The sequence below is a fragment of the Escherichia sp. MOD1-EC6098 genome (assembly GCF_002965865.1).
Lineage (GTDB): Bacteria > Pseudomonadota > Gammaproteobacteria > Enterobacterales > Enterobacteriaceae > Escherichia > Escherichia marmotae.
Window position 1 is genome coordinate 114,013 of sequence record NZ_PTSN01000013.1, and the last position, 19,528, is coordinate 133,540.

10 protein-coding genes and 3 tRNA genes are annotated in these 19,528 nt (G+C 52.9%); 6 read left to right on the top strand and 7 right to left on the bottom strand.

Going from position 1 to position 19,528, the window contains the following annotated elements; genetic code table 11:
• Positions 1-99: 99 nt before the first annotated feature.
• Together csdA and csdE are read left to right on the top strand one after the other, a co-directional pair.
• Positions 100-1,305 (top strand): cysteine desulfurase CsdA, encoded by a 1,206-nt coding sequence (csdA, locus tag C0K55_RS14770; RefSeq protein ID WP_016249142.1) that lies wholly within the window; start codon positions 100-102, stop codon positions 1,303-1,305.
• The gene (gene csdE, locus C0K55_RS14775; RefSeq protein ID WP_000184239.1) at positions 1,305-1,748 is read left to right on the top strand and encodes a cysteine desulfurase sulfur acceptor subunit CsdE; all 444 of its coding nucleotides are present in this window, start codon (positions 1,305-1,307) and stop codon (positions 1,746-1,748) included. Before csdA ends, csdE begins: the two co-directional genes overlap by 1 nt.
• Before the next feature lie 55 nt (positions 1,749-1,803).
• On the opposite strand, the gene tcdA is transcribed toward csdE, so the two are convergent.
• Complete coding sequence (tcdA, locus tag C0K55_RS14780; RefSeq protein ID WP_000117724.1) at positions 1,804-2,610, bottom strand: tRNA cyclic N6-threonylcarbamoyladenosine(37) synthase TcdA; 807 nt, start codon at positions 2,608-2,610, stop codon at positions 1,804-1,806.
• A 238-nt stretch (positions 2,611-2,848) separates the two neighbouring features.
• A complete protein-coding gene (gene mltA, locus C0K55_RS14785; RefSeq protein WP_000678632.1) occupies positions 2,849-3,946 on the bottom strand; it encodes a murein transglycosylase A in 1,098 nt (365 codons plus the stop codon).
• A gap of 208 nt (positions 3,947-4,154) precedes the next feature.
• On the opposite strand from mltA, the gene C0K55_RS14795 reads away from it, so the two are divergent.
• The 3 genes from C0K55_RS14795 (at position 4,155) to C0K55_RS14805 (ending at position 4,453) form a co-directional block, all read left to right on the top strand.
• Positions 4,155-4,231: transfer RNA gene (locus tag C0K55_RS14795), tRNA-Met, on the top strand.
• A gap of 34 nt (positions 4,232-4,265) precedes the next feature.
• Positions 4,266-4,342 (top strand) — tRNA-Met (locus tag C0K55_RS14800).
• Between the two features lie 34 nt (positions 4,343-4,376).
• Positions 4,377-4,453 (top strand) — tRNA-Met (locus tag C0K55_RS14805).
• 74 nt (positions 4,454-4,527) lie between these two features.
• Here C0K55_RS14805 and amiC read toward each other — a convergent pair.
• The gene (gene amiC, locus C0K55_RS14810; protein ID WP_000016909.1) at positions 4,528-5,781 is read right to left on the bottom strand and encodes an N-acetylmuramoyl-L-alanine amidase AmiC; all 1,254 of its coding nucleotides are present in this window, start codon (positions 5,779-5,781) and stop codon (positions 4,528-4,530) included.
• A 230-nt stretch (positions 5,782-6,011) separates the two neighbouring features.
• Here amiC and argA point away from each other — a divergent pair, with 230 nt between their 5' ends.
• Complete coding sequence (gene argA / locus C0K55_RS14820; RefSeq protein WP_001516982.1) at positions 6,012-7,343, top strand: amino-acid N-acetyltransferase; 1,332 nt, start codon at positions 6,012-6,014, stop codon at positions 7,341-7,343.
• A 391-nt stretch (positions 7,344-7,734) separates the two neighbouring features.
• Here the strand turns inward: argA and recD are convergent, their stop codons facing one another.
• The 4 genes from recD to recC form a co-directional block, all read right to left on the bottom strand.
• Positions 7,735-9,561 (bottom strand): exodeoxyribonuclease V subunit alpha, encoded by a 1,827-nt coding sequence (gene recD, locus C0K55_RS14825; protein ID WP_000775997.1) that lies wholly within the window; start codon positions 9,559-9,561, stop codon positions 7,735-7,737.
• The gene (gene recB / locus C0K55_RS14830; protein ID WP_001516984.1) at positions 9,561-13,103 is read right to left on the bottom strand and encodes an exodeoxyribonuclease V subunit beta; all 3,543 of its coding nucleotides are present in this window, start codon (positions 13,101-13,103) and stop codon (positions 9,561-9,563) included. The genes recD and recB overlap by 1 nt, the downstream gene beginning before the upstream one ends.
• Positions 13,096-15,984: a pitrilysin gene (gene ptrA / locus C0K55_RS14835; RefSeq protein WP_105266676.1), complete on the bottom strand. Its 2,889-nt coding sequence runs from the start codon at positions 15,982-15,984 to the stop codon at positions 13,096-13,098. Before ptrA ends, recB begins: the two co-directional genes overlap by 8 nt.
• Before the next feature lie 175 nt (positions 15,985-16,159).
• Positions 16,160-19,528 (bottom strand): exodeoxyribonuclease V subunit gamma, encoded by a 3,369-nt coding sequence (gene recC, locus C0K55_RS14840; protein ID WP_105266675.1) that lies wholly within the window; start codon positions 19,526-19,528, stop codon positions 16,160-16,162.

Here is a 19,528-nt window from a genome sequence, read left to right on the forward strand (position 1 = left end):
CGCTTTCGCCTGGATATCCAGATGAATCCGAAGGTTAGGGCTATCCTTGTGTCGAAGTGAATTTTGCGCCACGATCGGTTTATCAAGCCGAGGAGTACCATGAACGTTTTTAATCCCGCGCCGTTTCGCGCGCACTTTCCCGCATTACAGGATGCGGGCGTCTATCTCGACAGCGCCGCTACTGCGCTCAAACCCGAAGCCGTTATTGAGGCAACCCGGCAGTTCTATAGCCTGAGTGCTGGAAACGTGCATCGCAGCCAGTACGCCGAAGCCCAACGGTTAACCGCACGTTATGAGGCCGCGCGGGAGAAAGTCGCCCAACTGCTGAATGCATCGGATGACAAAACTATTGTCTGGACACGTGGCACCACCGAATCTATTAACATGGTGGCGCAATGTTATGCCCGTCCACGCCTGCAACCAGGCGATGAAATTATTGTCAGTGTGGCAGAACATCACGCCAATCTTGTTCCCTGGCTGATGGTCGCCCAACAAACTGGAGCCAAAGTGGTGAAACTGCCGCTTAATGCGCAGCGGTTGCCGGATGTCGATTTATTGCCAGCGCTAATGACTCCTCGTAGCCGGATTCTGGCGCTGGGCCAGATGTCGAACGTCACCGGTGGTTGCCCGGATTTAGCGAGAGCGATTACGTTTGCCCACGCCGCCGGAATGGTGGTGATGGTTGATGGAGCTCAGGGGGCGGTGCATTTCCCTGCCGATGTTCAGCAACTGGATATCGATTTCTACGCTTTTTCAGGTCACAAACTTTATGGCCCGACAGGTATCGGCGTGCTGTATGGCAAACCAGAACTGCTGGAAGCAATGTCGCCCTGGCTGGGCGGCGGCAAAATGATCCACGAAGTCAGTTTTGACGGCTTCACCACTCAATCTGCGCCGTGGAAACTGGAAGCCGGAACGCCCAACGTCGCAGGCGTCATTGGGTTAAGCGCGGCGCTGGAATGGCTGGCAGATTATGATATCAACCAGGCAGAAAGCTGGAGTCGCAGTCTGGCGACGCTCGCAGAAGAGGCGCTGGCAAAACGTCCTGGCTTTCGTTCATTCCGCTGTCAGGACTCCAGCCTGCTGGCCTTTGATTTCGCCGGTGTTCATCATAGCGATATGGTAACGCTGCTGGCGGAGTATGGCATTGCCCTACGCGCCGGGCAGCATTGCGCTCAGCCACTGTTGGCAGAATTAGGCGTAACCGGCACTCTGCGCGCCTCTTTTGCGCCATATAATACAAAGAGTGATGTGGATGCGCTGGTGAACGCCGTTGACCGCGCACTGGAATTATTGGTGGATTAATGACGAACCCGCAATTCGCCGGACATCCGTTCGGCACAACCGTAACGGCAGAGTCGTTACACAACACTTTCGCGCCGCTGACGCAATGGGAAGATAAATATCGCCAGTTGATTATGCTGGGGAAACAGCTTCCTGCTTTGCCAGACGAGTTAAAAGCGCAGGCCAAAGAGATTGCCGGATGCGAAAACCGCGTCTGGTTGGGGTATAGCGTCGCTGAAAACGGCAAGATGCATTTCTTTGGTGATAGCGAAGGACGCATTGTGCGCGGTCTGCTGGCCGTGTTGTTGACCGCAGTGGAGGGGAAAACCGCTGCCGAGTTACAGGCACAGTCGCCGCTGGCATTGTTTGATGAGCTGGGATTGCGTGCGCAACTTAGCGCCTCACGCAGTCAAGGGCTGAATGCGTTAAGCGAGGCGATTATCGCGGCGGCGAAGCAAGCTTGATGTTGCACGTTCAAGGTCGGATAAGACGCACCAGACGTCGCCTCCGACCTAATGTTTACCCCTGACGCGCCGCTTTCGCCATCATCTTCTTCAGCGCATGAGAAACCGCAACAAAACCAAAGGTGGCGGTTACCATCGTTGCCGCGCCAAATCCTGACGCGCAATCCATCCGCTTCGGCCCTTCTGCCGTGGCTTTCATCGCACACACCGTACCGTCTGACTGCGGGTACACCAGTGCTTCGGTAGAGAAAACGCAGTCCACGCCGAGCTTACCTTTACTGTTTTTCACCACGCCAAAATCACTTTTCAGGCGCTCGCGCAGTTTCGCCGCCAGCGGATCCTGAATTGTCTTTGCCAGATCAGTAACCTGAATCTGCGTCGGATCAATCTGCCCGCCTGCGCCACCGGTCGTGACCAATGGGATTTTATTGCGACGGCAATAAGCGATCAGCGCCGCTTTAGGTCGCACGCTATCAATGGCATCAATCACATACGAATAACCGGCACTCATATATTGCGCTACGTTATCCGGCGTCACAAAATCATCCACCACCGTTACCCGGCACTCCGGGTTAATCTGGCGAATACGTTCCGCCATCACTTCAGCTTTTGCCAGCCCGACGTTATCGCGCAGCGCGTGAATTTGCCGATTAGTATTGGTGACGCACACATCATCCATATCAATAAGTGTGATTGCGCCAATCCCCGTTCGCGCCAGAGCTTCCGCCGCCCAGGAACCGACACCACCGATACCGACGACACAAATATGCGCATCAGCAAACAGTTGCAACGCTTTTTCACCATACAGACGCGCTGTGCCGCCAAAACGCTGACGCCAGGCATCACTTATTACAACAGACATAGCACCTCAGAATTAAAAAGGGTGAGGTTATCCCTCACCCTAAACGCATAAATGCCTGATGCGCTACGCTTATCAGACCTACATAACTCCTGCAAAATATTGAATTTGCATAATTTGTAGGCCAGATAAGGCGTTCACGCCGCATCTGGCATGAACAACGCGCAGTTAGTCAACAATCAAAAGGTGAGGTTATCCCTCACCCTGGCTTATCCGTAAAAACGGCGTACAGAATATCACATCAGCCGCTAAAAACGTTACCTGCGCCCGGGGCCGTTTTCAGCACCCAGACACGACCATAGTGATTGTACCAACCGGCGCGGTGGCCAGCTTCAGGGCCAATCCCCTGATAGATATCGAAGTGTTGGCCTTTGATTGCGCCACCGACATCCAGAGCCACCATCAGACGCAGTTCGTACTGACCATTGAATTTGCCGTTATTATCCAGCAGCGGCACTTCTGCCAGCAAGGTAGTACCTGGTGGGATAAGCGAACGATCAGAGGCAACCGACGCACGGCCAACCAGCGGCACTGCACTTGCCCCTTTCACCGGCGCGAAAGATTGCGGTTTAAAGAAGACGAAAGATGGATTCTGTTCCAGCAGTTCACGAACTTCGGCTTCACTGTGCGTTTCACCCCAGTGACGAATCGCCTGCATCGACATATCTTCTTTTTTCACTTCGCCACGATCGATCAAAACCTTACCAATACTGCGATAGGCATGACCGTTCTTTCCGGCATAGCTGAAGAAGTTAAGCGGGCTGCCATCGCCAAAATCGATATATCCACTCCCCTGCACATCCATAATGAAGTTATCCATCAGAGAGTTGCTGTAAGCAAGGATATATTTATCGCTCAGTGCCCCCGCGTAGATCTCCGCACGAGACGGCAGACGACCGCGTTTTGGCGGCATACGGTAAATAGGGTACTGAAACTCGCCCTGGCGAGTATGGCGCGCCTGAATTACCGGTGTGTAGTAACCCGTAAACTGCACGTTGCCGTAGTTATCCGCCCCTTCCATCTGCCAGGCGTCAATACCAAACTGACGCATATTGCGGGTATCACCACCTGCGCGCAGCCACTCCTGCACCGCGTTATAAACATTACTCTGGTTGCCATACAGACGCGGCGACGCGTTACGGATATGGTTAATTTGCTCGGCAAAATCACCGGCGTTAATTGGCGCGCCAACGGCATCTGGCTGGTTCACCAGAGAGAAAGGCTGGGTAAATTTCCCGTCTTTATATTGCTGTCCGCGATCGGTTGGTTTGGAGGAGCAGGCGGCAAGTATCGTTACGACTGCGCCCATAAGAAGGTACTTTACCCAACGTCCTTTCATTGTTCTCTTCTTCAGGTTAAAAAATAAGGCGCAACGAAGATAACAAACCGTTGGGTTTAATGAAATGCGTAGCCGCTCCCTGACGCAAATTTTGCACAAAAAATAGGCTTTAATGGTTTGTTTTTGTTCAAAAACATCCCAATTCCGTGATCCGGGTAAAAAAAAGGTTGCATGAAAACGCGAGCGGAGTATAGTGCGCATCCACGGACGCGGGGTGGAGCAGCCTGGTAGCTCGTCGGGCTCATAACCCGAAGGTCGTCGGTTCAAATCCGGCCCCCGCAACCAATTAAAATTTGATGAAGTAAAAGCAGTACGGTGACGCGGGGTGGAGCAGCCTGGTAGCTCGTCGGGCTCATAACCCGAAGGTCGTCGGTTCAAATCCGGCCCCCGCAACCAATCAAAATTTGACGAAGTAAAAGCAGTACGGTGACGCGGGGTGGAGCAGCCTGGTAGCTCGTCGGGCTCATAACCCGAAGGTCGTCGGTTCAAATCCGGCCCCCGCAACCAATTATTAAGCACCCTTATGGGTGTTTTTTTATTTCTGCTCTTCCATAAAAAAAGCGCTATTCAGCGCTTTTTTACTATCCCCTTCTCGCCAGCGTCGCCCCATCAGAAAAATACGCTTTAATCCCCGCGAGGATAGACTCTGCAACTTCCTGCTGGAAAGTCGCCGTTTTCAGTTTGCGCTCTTCCTCAACGTTACTGATAAACGCCGTTTCGACGAGAATAGATGGAATATCTGGCGCTTTCAGTACAGCAAACCCGGCCTGCTCGACCTGATTTTTATGCAGCTTGTTGATTTTGCCAAGTTTATTCAGGACTGCCCTACCAAACTTCAGGCTGTCGGCAATGGTCAGCGACTGCACCATATCGAACATGGTGTGGTCGACATAGCGGTCACCGCTTTTGCTCACGCCACCAATCAAATCCGAGGCGTTCTGAGTTTGTGCCAGATATTTTGCCGCAGTACTGGTCGCGCCTTTGGTCGAAAGCGCAAACACGGAAGAACCGCTCGGCTGGCGGCTGGTAAAGGCATCTGCATGGATAGAAACAAAAAGATCAGCACGTTGTTTCTGTGCTTTTGCTACACGCACTTGCAACGGAATGAAGATGTCTTCATTACGCGTCATGTACACCTTCATATTGCCCTCTTTCTCGATCAGAGAGCGCAGACGGCGGGCAATTTGCAATACCACGTCTTTTTCACGCGTTTTGTATTTCCCCACCGCGCCGGAGTCTTCGCCGCCATGGCCCGGATCAAGCATGATGACAATAGGACGATCGCGCCCAGCCTTGCCAGGCTGTGGGCCACTCTGCGCAGGCGGCACCTGCTTTTCGAGATCGCCTTTGTTGTAATCCTCCAGCAGTGCCAACAGTGGATCCTGCATATCCTGGGCATTGACCGGGTAGAGATCCATCACCAGACGCTCTTTAAACCCGGCAACTGGCGCGAGGGCAAACATCTGCGGTTTTACGTTTTGCTTTAACTCAAAAACCATCCGCACGGTTTGCGGATCAAATTGCCCGACGCGTGCAGACTTGATGAACGGGTCGTCAGCACGAATTTGCGCAGCCATCCCCTTAAGCACCGAGTTCAGGTTTACATCTTCGATATCCACTACCACGCGTTCAGGGTTACTCAACGCAAACTGCTTATATTTCAGTTGACGATTTGATTCTACCGTTACACGGGTATAGCTGGACGCAGGCCAGACGCGCACCGCCACGACCTGACTGACCGCAGCCAGACTCACCTGACTTACGCTCAATAGCCACATGGCACCCGCGCCTTGCAGTAAACGACGACGGCTGATTGCAGTGTTGGATCCCGACATGCCTCTCCCGAGCAAATAAATCTAAGCTGTGTAACAAGTAAACGACTAATTTGACCGGAAACTTTAGCGAAAGACGCATATTCTGTCATCTATAAAACGGTAAACATTCTTTTTATATTCACGGCATTACTGATAAAAAAAATGTTCACGCATAAAATTTGCACTTGCACACGGCAAAAAAACAGAATAAAAATACATTAATTTCGAATAATCATGCAAAGAGGTGTGCCGTGGTGAAGGAACGTAAAACCGAGCTGGTCGAGGGATTCCGCCATTCGGTTCCCTATATCAACACCCACCGGGGGAAAACGTTTGTCATCATGCTCGGCGGTGAAGCCATTGAGCATGAAAATTTCTCCAGTATCGTTAATGATATCGGGTTGCTGCACAGCCTCGGCATCCGTCTGGTCGTGGTCTATGGCGCGCGTCCACAAATAGATGCGAATCTGGCAGCGCATCGCCACGAACCGCTGTATCACAAAAATATACGTGTGACCGACGCCAAAACACTGGAACTGGTGAAGCAGGCTGCGGGGACATTACAACTGGACATCACTGCACGCCTGTCGATGAGCCTTAATAACACGCCATTGCAGGGAGCGCATATCAACGTCGTCAGTGGCAATTTTATTATTGCCCAGCCGCTGGGCGTCGATGACGGCGTGGATTACTGTCATAGTGGGCGCATCCGGCGGATTGACGAAGAAGCGATTCATCGCCAACTGGACAGCGGTGCAATTGTGCTGATGGGGCCGGTGGCGGTTTCGGTCACTGGCGAGAGTTTTAACCTGACCTCGGAAGAGATTGCCACTCAACTCGCCATCAAGCTGAAAGCCGAGAAGATGATTGGTTTTTGCTCTTCACAGGGGGTCACCAATGACGACGGTGACATCGTCTCCGAGCTTTTCCCCAACGAGGCGCAATCGCGGGTAGAAGCTCAGGAAGAGAAAGGCGATTACAACTCCGGTACGGTGCGCTTTTTACGTGGTGCAGTGAAGGCTTGCCGCAGCGGCGTTCGTCGCTGTCATTTAATCAGTTATCAGGAAGATGGCGCGCTGCTACAAGAGCTGTTCTCACGTGACGGTATCGGTACGCAAATTGTGATGGAAAGCGCCGAGCAGATTCGTCGCGCAACAATCAATGATATCGGCGGTATTCTGGAGTTGATCCGCCCGCTGGAGCAGCAAGGTATTCTGGTGCGTCGTTCTCGGGAACAACTGGAGATGGAAATCGACAAATTCACCATTATTCAGCGCGATAACACAACTATTGCCTGCGCTGCGCTCTATCCGTTCCCGGAAGAGAAAATTGGCGAAATGGCCTGCGTGGCGGTACACCCGGATTACCGCAGTTCTTCCCGTGGTGAAGTCCTGCTGGAGCGTATCGCAGCCCAGGCCAGGCAAAGCGGCTTAAGCAAATTATTTGTGCTGACCACGCGCAGTATTCACTGGTTCCAGGAGCGTGGTTTTACCCCGGTGGATATTGATTCACTGCCAGAGAGCAAAAAGCAGATGTACAACTATCAGCGTAAATCCAAAGTGCTGATGGCGGATTTAGGGTAAGCGATGAAAATCGCCAGATGCGATATGCGCAATGCCCGGGTGCATAATAAACACGCTAGCATCGCATCAGGCATTGACGCTCATCGTCGGATGCGGCGTGAACGCCTTATCCGACCTACGTCAAGTCGAAGACGTTGATGGCGGATTTAGGGTAAGTGGTTGAAATCGCCGGATGCGATATGCGCAATGCCCGGGGGCATGATAAACACGCTAGCATCGCATCAGGCATTGACGCTCATCGTCGGATGCGGCGTGAACGCCTTATCCGACCTACGTCAAATCGAAGACGTTGATGGCGGATTTAGGGTAAGTGGTTGAAATCGCCAGATGCGATATGCGCAATGCCCGGGGGCATAATAAGACGCGCATGCGTCGCATCAGGCATTCGCGTTTATCCCCGCGAACTAAATAACGCTGCCAGTCCGCTACGCCGCTCGGTACGTGTGGCGATTGCCGCACTTAATATGCGCTCATCGGCATACAACGATAAACGGCGACGCGCACGGGTCACTGCGGTGTAAACCAGCTCTCGCGTCACGACCGGCGTGCGCTGGCTCGGCAAAATCAACGCCGCATGGTCGAACTCAGACCCCTGCGATTTATGTACCGTCATCGCCCACGTGGTTTCGTGTTCCGGTAAACGACTTGGTTGCACTGACTTGATATTACCGTCCGGCATTGCAAACCAGACGCGCGTTCCTTGCCCGCGATCCAGTGCAATACCAATATCACCATTAAACAACCCAAGGGCGCTGTCATTGCGGGCAATCATCACCGGCCTGCCTTCGTACCAACGCGAGTGCGGATGGCGATGGATTTTGCGCTTCTGTTGCATAAACTGCTCAATTCGCTCATTCAGCCCGGCTACGCCAAACGGCCCTTCCCGCAGGGCGCACAAAAGCTGGTATTCATTGAATGCCTGAATAATTAAATCCGGCTCGGCACGCGCTTGCAGCAGATCCAGATAGCGTCCGTAACCCGCAAGAGCTTCCTCAAGCATCGCAATATAATCTTCGCCACTCTGTAAAATCCGTTTTTCGATATCAGTAAAATCCTGCTGAAAAACGGTTTTTACTGCCGTTTTATCGCCGCGATTGATAGCCGCCGCGAGCTGACCAATGCCAGAATCGCTGCCGAAACGGTAACTTTTTTGCAAAAGGCAGAGACTATCGCGCAAAGATGCCGCCTCTGTGCCACTGCCCGCAGGAACGTAGCTCCCCGTCAGGCGACTTAGCTGCTCCGCTCGTTCTGCGGTAAAGCCCGCATTGGCATAAGCGCAAATATCGCCAAGAACAGCCCCAGCCTCAACAGAGGCCAGTTGATCACGGTCGCCAAGAAAGATCACTCTGGCATGATCGGGCAATGCGTCGATCAATCGTGACATCATGGGCAGATCGATCATTGACGCTTCATCGACCACCAACACATCAAGATGCAATGGGTTACCCGCATGATGGCGTAAACGCTGACTGCCCGGCTGCGCGCCCAGCAAGCGGTGCAGAGTGCTGGCATCTTCCGGAATACGTTTCTTTTGTTCATCCGTCAGCGGTAACTGGCGCAAAGCTTTGCCAAGTGATTCGGTTAAGCGCGCGGCGGCTTTCCCCGTCGGCGCAGCCAAACGGATGCGACAACGTTCACCGTCGGCCATCTGAATTAACGCTGCCAGCAACTTCGCCACGGTGGTCGTTTTACCGGTGCCGGGGCCACCGGAAATCACCGAGATCCGCCTCGTCAGCGCCACCGCTGCCGCCACTTTTTGCCAGTTAATGTCATCGCTTACTGGAAAAAGTTGGTCCAGGGTTTGCGCCAGTAGAGCTTCATCAACCTCAATGGCATGATTCACTTCATTGAAAAAGCGCGCCACCGTGCGCTCGTTACACCACATGCGGTTGAGATAGAGACGATCGCCACAAAGGATCATTGGTGTAGGTTCATCTCCCCGGCTGACCGCGTGTGAAGCCAGCAGACACTCTTCCCAGTTTTGTAGCTCACCGATTTCACTGACGCAGGTCGCCAGGAGCGGGTGCGAGGCTTCGTTGTTCTCCAGCCGTGAAAGCGGCAAACAGACATGTCCTTCCCCGGCATCATAACTTAACAGTGCCGCCGCAAGGGTGACGGCGGGATGTTCATCACCCGCCACGGTCAGGGCAAACTGCACGTCCAGCGGGCGTAGCTGTTTGTGCTCCACAGCTTCCAGTAATTGCTTTTGCAATTTCATTACGCCTCCTCCAGGGTCATACCAGCAAACATCTCATCCATCAGGGCAATCAACCCGGCATCGGGGCGGGTCGCGTAAATCCCTTGTTGCGGATGCTCTTTATCAACGCCGCGCAGGAACAGATAGATAACGCCGCCAAAGTGGCGCTCATAGTCGTAATCAGCAATGCGATGGCGCAGATAACGATGCAATGCCAGGGTATAAAGCTGATATTGCAGATCATAGCGGTGTGCTTGCATCGCCGCTGCCATAGCCTGTTGGGTGTATGCTGAGCTGTTTTCACCCAGCCAGTTGGATTTATAGTCGAGCAGGTAATAACGCCCTTCGTGGCGAAACACCAGGTCGATAAAGCCTTTTAACATGCCACGCACCTGCATGAACTCCAGCGACGGGCAGCCAGCAGAAAGCGGGTCAAACTGGCGGATTAGCGCATCAAGTTGGCTGGCGACGAGCGGTTCACTAATTGGCAGATAAAACTCCATCTCCACCTGTTTATCGCGGGCGGAAAGCTGACTCAGGCTGACTCCCGTTTCATTGAGCGGTGCCTGGAGAACAGCCATGATCCACTCGGTCAACACCGGTTCCCAATGCGCTTCAAAACCGCCAAGTTCCAGTTTTTCCCGCACCCAGTCAGGCTCAACCGGCTGGGTAAAATCCAGATCCTCAAACAAACTGTGCAAGAACGTCCCCGGTGACGCTCCGCGCGGAAACTGATGCGGTGTTAACGTCGGTTCTTCAACGACGCTGACCACACCTGCGGCGTCAACATCCAGCCGTGGCATCAAATCCTGAGCGATACCGTGACCACGCTGCTGCAAACCAGAGTAGCTGGTGACCCGCCAGTTATCGCCAGGTAAACGTTGTAACGTCTTCGCATTCAGTTCTGCTGTAGAAACATCATTAACCTGCCAGGGCTGATTATCACCGGTTTGTGCCGTTTGCCAGGCAATATCCTCATCGCACAATGCTTCAATACAGGCGCGAAGTCCTGCCGCATCCTTTGGTTCCCCTTTTTGCAGCAAGCGTCCGAGCGCACTTTGATGGACGTCGGTGTCACCTTTTTTATCGCCTCGACGGCGCACCAGTGGCGCGACGCCAAGACTGCAATGCCAGACCGAACGCGTCAGCGCCACATAAAGCAAACGCAGATCTTCCGCCAGACGTTCGGCCTCAGCGAGATCGACGCTTTCTGGCGCAGCGTTAAGATCCAGAACAGCCTCAAATGAGTGACGATCGTGATAGAACGCCTGATCCTGGACGCGGAAATTGGTAATAAATGGCAACCAGACTAGCGGATACTCCAGTCCTTTCGACTTGTGGATCGTAACAATCTGCACCAGATGTTTGTCACTTTCGAGGCGCATTTGCTGGCTGGACGCGTTACTGTCTGGCTCGAGGATATGCTGTGATAACCAGCGTACCAGCGCATGTTCACTTTCAAGCTGCGTTCCCGCTTCCTGAAGTAATTCACTGATATGTAAAATATCTGTAAGACGCCGCTCACCACCCGCCGTTGCCAGCAGGTTTTCTGCAATGTTGCGCGCCGACATCAGCGCCCGCAGCATTGGCATAACGCCGCGTTTTCGCCAGATTTGTCGATAACCATCGAACTCTTCAACGACTGCATCCCAGGCATGTTCGTCATTATTCAGCATTTCGATATCCAGCGCGTTCAGCCCCATCATTGACGTTGCCAGCGCGCTACGCAGAGTATTTTCACGTTCAGGCGTCATCACTGCCTGCAACAGCCAAAGCATCTCCTGCGCTTCCAGAGTTTCAAAAACACTGTCGCGGTTCGAAAGGTAAACGGAAGGGATTTCCAGCAGCGTTAAGGCATCACGTATCTGGGCGGCCTCCTGGCGGCTGCGCACCAACACACTGATGTCTGAAGCACGCACCGGACGCGCGTCATCGCCATTCATCAACAACGCGTCTCCGCGCTGCCCGGCCTGCAGCCAGTCGCGGATTTGCGCGGCGCATACCTGCGCCATGGTACTTTGATAATCGCCAACGCCGCAGCTTTCGCCTTCCATCAGCCACATTTTCATCGAAGGCTGCGTTTCACCTTTAAATACGAAACGCAGCGCCTGATTTTTCCCGGCTGATTTCACAGGAATAAACGGTATTTCGCGAAACATAAAAGCGTCATCAGTCTGGCTAAAAAGCGTGTTCACACTGTTCACCATTCCTGGTGCGGAACGCCAGTTGGTATCCAACGTGTAATGAGCGTGAACTTCGCTACGCGCCTTCATGTAGGTGAAGATATCCGCACCACGGAACGCATAAATAGCCTGTTTCGGATCACCAATCAGTAACAATGCGGTTTCCGGCTGATGGTGCCAGATGTGGCGGAAAATCCGGTACTGCTGAGGGTCGGTATCCTGAAACTCGTCGATCATTGCCACCGGGAATCGCGTGCGGATCGCCGTCGCCAGCGCCTCTCCGCTTTCGCTACACAACGCGGAATCCAGCCGACTTAACATGTCGTCAAAACCCAGTTCGCCACGGCGGCGTTTTTCACGCGCTACCGTTTCACGGATCTCAGCTAATGCGCGAGTGATCACCAGATCGCGGATCGATAATGGTTCGGCAAGTAATTGATCGATCGCCTCAAACAGCGGATGGCGCGGTGTCTCGCCCCCTGCTTTTGTGCGATCTTCTAAGAAACGCTGAGAGAATTTTTCCAGCGACTCCGGCAACTGATAACTGTTGGTCTCTTCTTCTGCCCAGGCGCTAATCTTGTCAATCCATTTAGCCTGATTGCTACGGTTAAACTTGCGTCGATCAATACCTGAAGATTCGATTAGCGCATCCAGTTCACCTACCGCATCACGCCACTGCTGTTTTACGGTATCGATACGCGCCACAATTTGCGCGTGGCGGGAAGCCAGCGTTTCATCATCGGGCGGCGGCGCTTTAATAACTGGCGCTTCCCCTTGCAGATATCGATTAATATCGCGCAGCAACGCCTGCGGCCCTTTCCATGTTTCAAAGACCACCTGAGCAATTTCACGCGGCAGAGGATAGCAGTGGCGACGCCAGAAATCGGCGCAGGCCTGGTAGCGCAGTAGCGATTCATCTTCAATCAGTTGCTGCTCAAACAACATACCGGATTCAAAAGCATTCAGGTTGAGCATTCGCTGACAAAAACCGTGAATGGTAAAAACTGCCGCTTCATCCATCTGTCGTTCGGCTAACAGCAGCCACTGCGCGGCCTGCGCTTTATCGTCAATCTCTTCCAGCAGGCGCGCATACAGAGGGTTGTCGGTGGTTTCACGTAGACAGGCGATGCGCAACTCATGAATATTGCTACGGATACGACCGCGCAACTCTGCGGTGGCAGCCTCGGTAAAGGTCACCACCAGCAGTTCTTCAACGGTCAACGGGCGGGGAAAGGCAGCAGAACCACCTAGTCCAAGTAACAGGCGCAAATAGAGCGCTGCTATCGTAAAGGTTTTGCCTGTGCCGGCAGAGGCTTCAATCAGGCGCTCACCCAGTAAGGGCAAGCGCAAAGGATCTAGTGTCTCAGCGACATCACTCATTCTTTTCACTCATCAGGGGCATTGTTTGCTGCAACGCGCTGACGTTCTCCCACACTTTCCAGCCTTCAGGATGCACATATTCAGCTTTCCCATTCTGGCTGCCGGAAATCTGCGACAGGATAGCCATGCCTTGCGGCTCGACCACTGCCTGATGGAAGAAATCGGCAAGTTTTTGCGGCGTCAGCAGTTTTATCTGTGCCACGATTTTATCACGCGAATCAAAGCGCATATTGCCGCGATCGAAATCTTTACTTAACTTCGATGCTTCTTCGCCCAGCGTTTGCGGTGCCTGTAGCATCTGGCTGATAACCGCCTGCTGGATTTGCGCGAACTCTTCTGGCTTCATCGCGCGCAGTTTCGCCTCAGCCGTTGGGAAAAAGGCCTTGTAACGATCCCACAGGTACGAAGGCTGTTTATCATTACTTTGCAGTAAGAAGCCCATGCCCCACTGACGTCCCACGCTCATTGGGAACGCGAACACGGCGTACCCCAACTGCTCTTCAGTACGCAACTGATTGTAGAACCACGGTTGTACAATCTGCGCCAACAGAGAACTGTAGGCTGAACTGGTGTATTCATCGTAACCAGTCGGTACAAATACTGCTGCCAGTGCGGAGTCGGTACTGTTACCGGCTTTTTCAAAAATGACGGACTGTTTTTTATCGACCAGGACATCTTTGTTACGACACCACTCTGAGCCATCAGCCCCTAACTGTTTTTGCACATCGCGCGCCAGCGTTGTTGCCTGGGCTTCGGTCATGTTGCCGATAACCATGAACTCTGGTCGTGCCCCGGATTTTAAGGCGTCGCGATAGGCCATCACCTCTTTCAGGGTGATAGTGGGCAAAATTTTACGTCGCTCATCTCGCGAGAAGTACGGCACCTGCGAGAGCATCTGCGCGGGCATAATCGCCTGCTCAAACGCTTTGCCTTTTTCTGCGGAATCCATCATCTGGTTATACCAGGATTTCGCCTGTTCAAGCTGCTCTGGTGTAGCGGTATAGCTAAAGTAGCCCTCCAGCAGAGCCTGAAAAAGTTGCGGCAGACGCTGAGTGTAACCATTAGCATTAACCATAAGGCCGTTGTTAGCATTGGTGGAAAAACTAATGCCGCCAACCGACGCCTGGTTGCTTAACTGATCAAGCGCCAACCCTGCGAGATAATCATTGAGCGCAAACATCACCTGGTTACGGGCGCTGTCCATCGCTTTCGGGTTACGCAAAATCAGGCTGACATCGGCTTTTGGTTCGCTGGCAAAATAGCGACTCGGCGCATACACCACACGCAAATTGGATTCATCAACAATCAGCTCTGGATGGTCGTATTTCTTCTCTGATTTAATCAGCGAGAAATCGTCAGGAATATAGGGATTAAGCTCCGGCAGGGAGAGCGCTATGTCGACAGCTTTTTTCTGCCAGTCAGCGAAAGTTTGCTCGCTGATTTTATCGACCTGATACGGCGCATCGACAAAGTAAGCCATTTTATTGTGCGGCTCTTTCGGGCTGATATACCAGATACGCGCGTTTTGCGGCGTCATCATCGCCAGACGTTCTTTTACTGCTTTAGCATCATACTGATCGGCTATATTGACCGCGTCCAGCGTATGCTCAACGGGAACGCGAATCATGGTATCTGCCAGCCACTCGACGTAATCCATATCACGAGTGATTGACGGATAACGGAAATCGATATCCAGCACATTCGCCAGTTCATCGAAATACTGTTTATCAATCCCTTTTTCGCGTAACAGATTGAGGTAGCTGAAAATAGCCGCTACAACCTGATCGCGATTAGCCAGACCTTTATCGGTTAAGGACGCAGAGATCGCTAACACGCCACTGTTGCCATTGACGATAGGATCGGAGTTGGCGCTAATGCCCTCAACTAATCCCTGTTTTTGCAACCAGTCAGAAAGCGTTCCTGGGCTGCGATTGCCAATCAGATAGGTAATTAACTCATCAGTTTTACTACGGAACTCCGCCGAATTGTTATCGATGCGAAACTCGACACGCAGCACTTTACGCGGCAACGCCGGGACGTAATGAATGATAATGCCCTTTTGTGCATCGGTGACTACCGGCACGGTGATTTCCGGTTTTTTGCTCTCTTTGTTCGGCACTCGACCGAAGGTGTCCGCCGCCATCTTCGCCAGCTCCTGCAGCGGTTTGTTACTGTAGATAACAGCCTTCATCAGATTGGCGGAGTAATATTTCTCATGGAAATTTTTCAGCGCCTGCTGCACCGGATTACCGGGTTTGTCGCTTAAGGTTTCCAGGTTGCCACCAGAAAACTTTGCACCAGGGTGGGCCGGGTTAATGGTTTCTGCGCTGGCCTGCGCCATACGCATCCCGTCACGCGTGCGCGCCATAGTTAATTCGGCGTTCACTGCATTACGCTCACGTTCGGCATATTTCTTGTCGAGTAAAGGTTCCGCAATGGCGTCCGCCAGGCGGTCTACCGCCCCTGGTAAGGCGTCATTTTCCACTTCCAGATAGAAAGCGGTGCGATACGGTGCCGTGCTGGCGTTATGACTGCCACCGTGCATTTTGAGGTATTCGGCCAGACTGTCAGCCTGCGGGTACTTTTTCGACCCCATCAGGCTCATATGTTCAAGATAATGTGCCAGCCCCTGATAAGCCTCGGGATCTTCCAGCGATCCAACGGGCACCACCAGTGCAGAAAGGGATTTTACCGCCTGCGGGTCAGAAACCAACAATACCACCATGCCGTTATCCAGACGCACAGCCTGATACTGACGGTTATCTTTATCACTTTTACGGATGGTTTCCTGAATCGGCTGCCATCCCGTTTCTGCCTGACTTAAGGGTGCCCAAAGGGCAACAAACAACAGTACTGCTTTGAACCAGGTGCTGCGGGGCATTCACGGACCTCATTATCAACTTTATTTTTCAGCCAGATTCAACACGTTAACGTAAATCATCCGGCAGAATTTAATCTCGCGCTGAACAAGTCAGCCTATGTCTATATAACCATCAGTCCGTGACTGGTGCGCATCATAAAGTAAGCAAATGGATTGCGCAATTTTTATACAACACTCATGACTGATTAAAACGAAACAGCGGTAACAGGAAACGTTGCGACTGCTCAACGATGGCTTCCATTGTCTCTGGCGTTAATTGCCGCCAGAGCCTCTGATACCAGATATCGTCACCTTCTCCACGCACCATCATGTTGCCTTCGTAAGCCTGAAGGAATTTCGTACGGGCTTTTTGCACAGTGGACTCGTCATCCAGCATGACATCGTGTTCAGCGTCATAACAGGTTTTTAGCCACGCGCCGCCACTTTCAGGTAACACCAGTAACGGCGCGGACATTCCTTCACGATACCCTTCAATCAGTTGTGAGAGGTAATGTAAAGCCTGTTCGGCTGCAAGCGGCGGAAAACGCCACTCACCGCCTTTACGCAGGAAAAGGCGACTCTCACCGTTACCACCGCTGGCACAGTAGACAAGGTGTTCCAGCCAAAGTTGCATTCCCTGTGCCACACTGAGCAAAGAGGGACGCCAGCGCAACAGACCATCCGGCTGGACCTGCGGCAACCAGCCCGTAATTTGCACGCCATTGCAGGTGAGATCGATTTCTAAACTCTGCCCCGGTTGCCGACAGGCAATGACTCTGTCGGCAAGTTGCTGCATCTCCTGGCACTGCGTTTCCCAGAAAATTTCACCAAATGCGCCATACGGCAAATCACCTGCCGCCCGGAACCGGCGGAACAAACGTTCGGCATCATCCTGCTCGACCAATGCATTTAATAGCTGCTGGTTGATCTGATAACGGCTAAGTCCCTCCAGAATAAATGGCTCGGTGTCGGGGATTTCGCTGTCTTCGGTGCGGAAGTTCACCTGCAAGCGCATCTGGAAAAATGCTCGCACCGGATGTGACCAGAATCGTTGTAGCGTCTCCAGTGACACAGTTTCCGGCAAGGTAAACGGCAGTGGCTGAACAAATTCAGAGTGCGCCTTGCCTGCCTGGCTGGCTGCCGGTAGCCACTCGCGCGCATAGCTTTGTCGCTCACCGGGTTGGTAGTTTTGCGGATCAAACGGCATCCGGGTATGGAGGCAAGTAAGATGCGCTTTCACCCTCGCCTCACTTTCATCGCAGTTAAGCGCTTCATCGCCCGGCAGATAATGGCTTTGCCCGATGTAGTCGATCAGTTCCTGCACCAAAACCGACGGGAAACGTTCGCTGTTATCCTGAATGGAGCGCCCAATATAGCTGATATAGAGTTTTTGCTGCGCGGAAATTAACGCCTCCAGGAACAGATAGCGGTCGTCATCGCGACGACTGCGGTCGCCACGCTTTGGTTTCTGGCTCATTAAATCAAAACCCAGCGGCGCGAGCTGGCGCGGGTAAACACCATCGTTCATTCCCAGCAGGCAAACTACTTTGAACGGGATGGAACGCATTGGCATCAGGGTACAAATATTGACCGGACCGGCAAGAAAACGCTGGCTGATACGTTCTTGATCCAGACGTTGTGCCAGTTCATCACGTAACAGTGACAGCGGCACCACGTCGCCATACTGCGCTCCCAGCCCTTCTGCGATGATAGCCAGCCACTGTTGTTCAATAAGCGTCATCGCCGCTTCGGTTTCCGCATCCGGCAGGAAGAAAGCATTGAGCATGTCGCGGCATACCGGCAGCCACTCTTCCAGCGGTCGCTCCTGTGCCAACCCGCGACGCCAGATGTTGAGCTGCATCAGCAGTGACGCCAGATGCCCCACCAGCTCTGCAATTAAGCCGCTCGACTCATCATAAGGAAGAACAGATTGCCATTCTCCCTGAGCACTCTCCATCGCGTAGCCCAGCAACATACGCGTCAGGCCAAATTGCCAGGTGTGTTGCCCGGTGGCGGGAAGTTCCAGCTCGCGAACGTTGTCGTCATCAATCCCCCAGCGAATGCCGGATTCATTGACCCACTGGCGTAAATAACGCAGCCCTTCTTCGGTGATATCAAACCGCGCCGCCAGCACCGGTACGTCCAGCAGCGCCAAAACGTCCTCCGATACAAAGCGGCTGTCAGGCAACGATAACAGGCTGATAAATGCTTCCAGTACCGGATGCGACTGTCGCGCCCGACGGTCGGAAATGGCGTAAGGCAGATAACGATCCGCCGGAGCACTACCAAACACCGCCTGAATAAACGGACTGTAGCTATCGATGTCAGCCACCATCACGATGATATCGCGCGGAGTGAGTGTCGGATCTTCTTCCAGCATCGCCAGCAATCGATCGTGCAAGACTTCAACTTCGCGCTGCGGGCTATGGCAAACATGGAAGGTGACGCTGTTATCCTGCGGATCGAGCTGCCGTTTGTTATCGCTGCGGGAAAACTCTTCAAGGTTCACGCCTGCGACGGCGCGGTTTTCCAGTTCCAGAATGTCGGACTGAATGTTATGCAGCAGGCTGTCTGGAGTAACATCGACAAAGGCATCCAGTTCCTGACTGCTCTGGAGATCAGCAAGCAGATAGATGTAGTCTCGCCCCAGCTTGCCCCATGAGGCCAGCAGAGGGTTGCCAATATCCTGTTCGCCGTCGCTGTTAAACAACTGCCCGGCATTTTCGCTATCGCGAAATAGCGGCAATTCGCGATCTTCAAAGCTGTGCCGACGCTGGCGGGTTAGCAGTTTCGCCAGATACGCAGGATCTTTAATATCGCCCCAGTAATAACGGCAAGGGTTGGTAAACAGAAGATGGATTTCAATATGTTTACCCAGCGCCTGTAACGCCTGTAGATAAACTGGCGGTAATGCGGAAATACCGCAGATAAATACGCGCGAAGGTAGCCCTGGCGGGCAGGTCGTTGCAGACTCCAGCGTTTCGATAAAGCGTTGATAGAGATTGGCACGGTGCCAACGAGGTTGCCCCAGCTCGTCAGTATATTCTACCAGCGCCTTCCACAATGGAGCTTGCCAGGCCTGCGCTTCTCCCAGCCCTTCAACCAGATGTCCCGCTTCCCACTGAGCCAGCCAGTCCGGGCGATAGACCAGATACTGGTCAAACAGGTCCGCCGCTTTTGAGGAAAGCTGAAACAGTTTCCGCTTGTCACTATCGTCAGTCAGGTAATGGCGCAACAGGGTAAAATCTTCGCAATCCAACAGTTGCGGCAGCAGAGTCATCAGTTTCCAGCTCATGCTCTGCTTGTTAAAGGCACTCTCTTTGGGGATCTCCGGCAATACGCGGACGAACATATCCCAGATAAAACTCGCAGGGAGCGGGAAATCAATGTTTGCCGCAATACCGAACTTCTGCGACAGGGTCATTTGCAGCCACTGTGCCATACCGGTACTTTGCACCAGAATCATCTCTGGCTCGAAAGGATCGTCCAGCCGCTCGCGTTCGACGATAAACTCCATCAACGCTTCCAGCACGTCCAGACGATTGGAATGGTAGACCCTTAACAT

What these genes read in the sequence shown, in the direction of transcription:
- csdA (WP_016249142.1), top strand. Translation starts at nt 100, where the DNA reads ATGAACGTTTTTAATCCCGCGCCGTTTCGCGCGCACTTTCCCGCATTA.
- csdE (WP_000184239.1), top strand. Translation starts at nt 1,305, where the DNA reads ATGACGAACCCGCAATTCGCCGGACATCCGTTCGGCACAACCGTAACG.
- tcdA (WP_000117724.1), bottom strand. Translation starts at nt 2,610, where the DNA reads ATGTCTGTTGTAATAAGTGATGCCTGGCGTCAGCGTTTTGGCGGCACA.
- mltA (WP_000678632.1), bottom strand. Translation starts at nt 3,946, where the DNA reads ATGAAAGGACGTTGGGTAAAGTACCTTCTTATGGGCGCAGTCGTAACG.
- amiC (WP_000016909.1), bottom strand. Translation starts at nt 5,781, where the DNA reads ATGTCGGGATCCAACACTGCAATCAGCCGTCGTCGTTTACTGCAAGGC.
- recD (WP_000775997.1), bottom strand. Translation starts at nt 9,561, where the DNA reads ATGAAATTGCAAAAGCAATTACTGGAAGCTGTGGAGCACAAACAGCTA.
- recB (WP_001516984.1), bottom strand. Translation starts at nt 13,103, where the DNA reads ATGAGTGATGTCGCTGAGACACTAGATCCTTTGCGCTTGCCCTTACTG.
- ptrA (WP_105266676.1), bottom strand. Translation starts at nt 15,984, where the DNA reads ATGCCCCGCAGCACCTGGTTCAAAGCAGTACTGTTGTTTGTTGCCCTT.
- recC (WP_105266675.1), bottom strand. Translation starts at nt 19,528, where the DNA reads ATGTTAAGGGTCTACCATTCCAATCGTCTGGACGTGCTGGAAGCGTTG.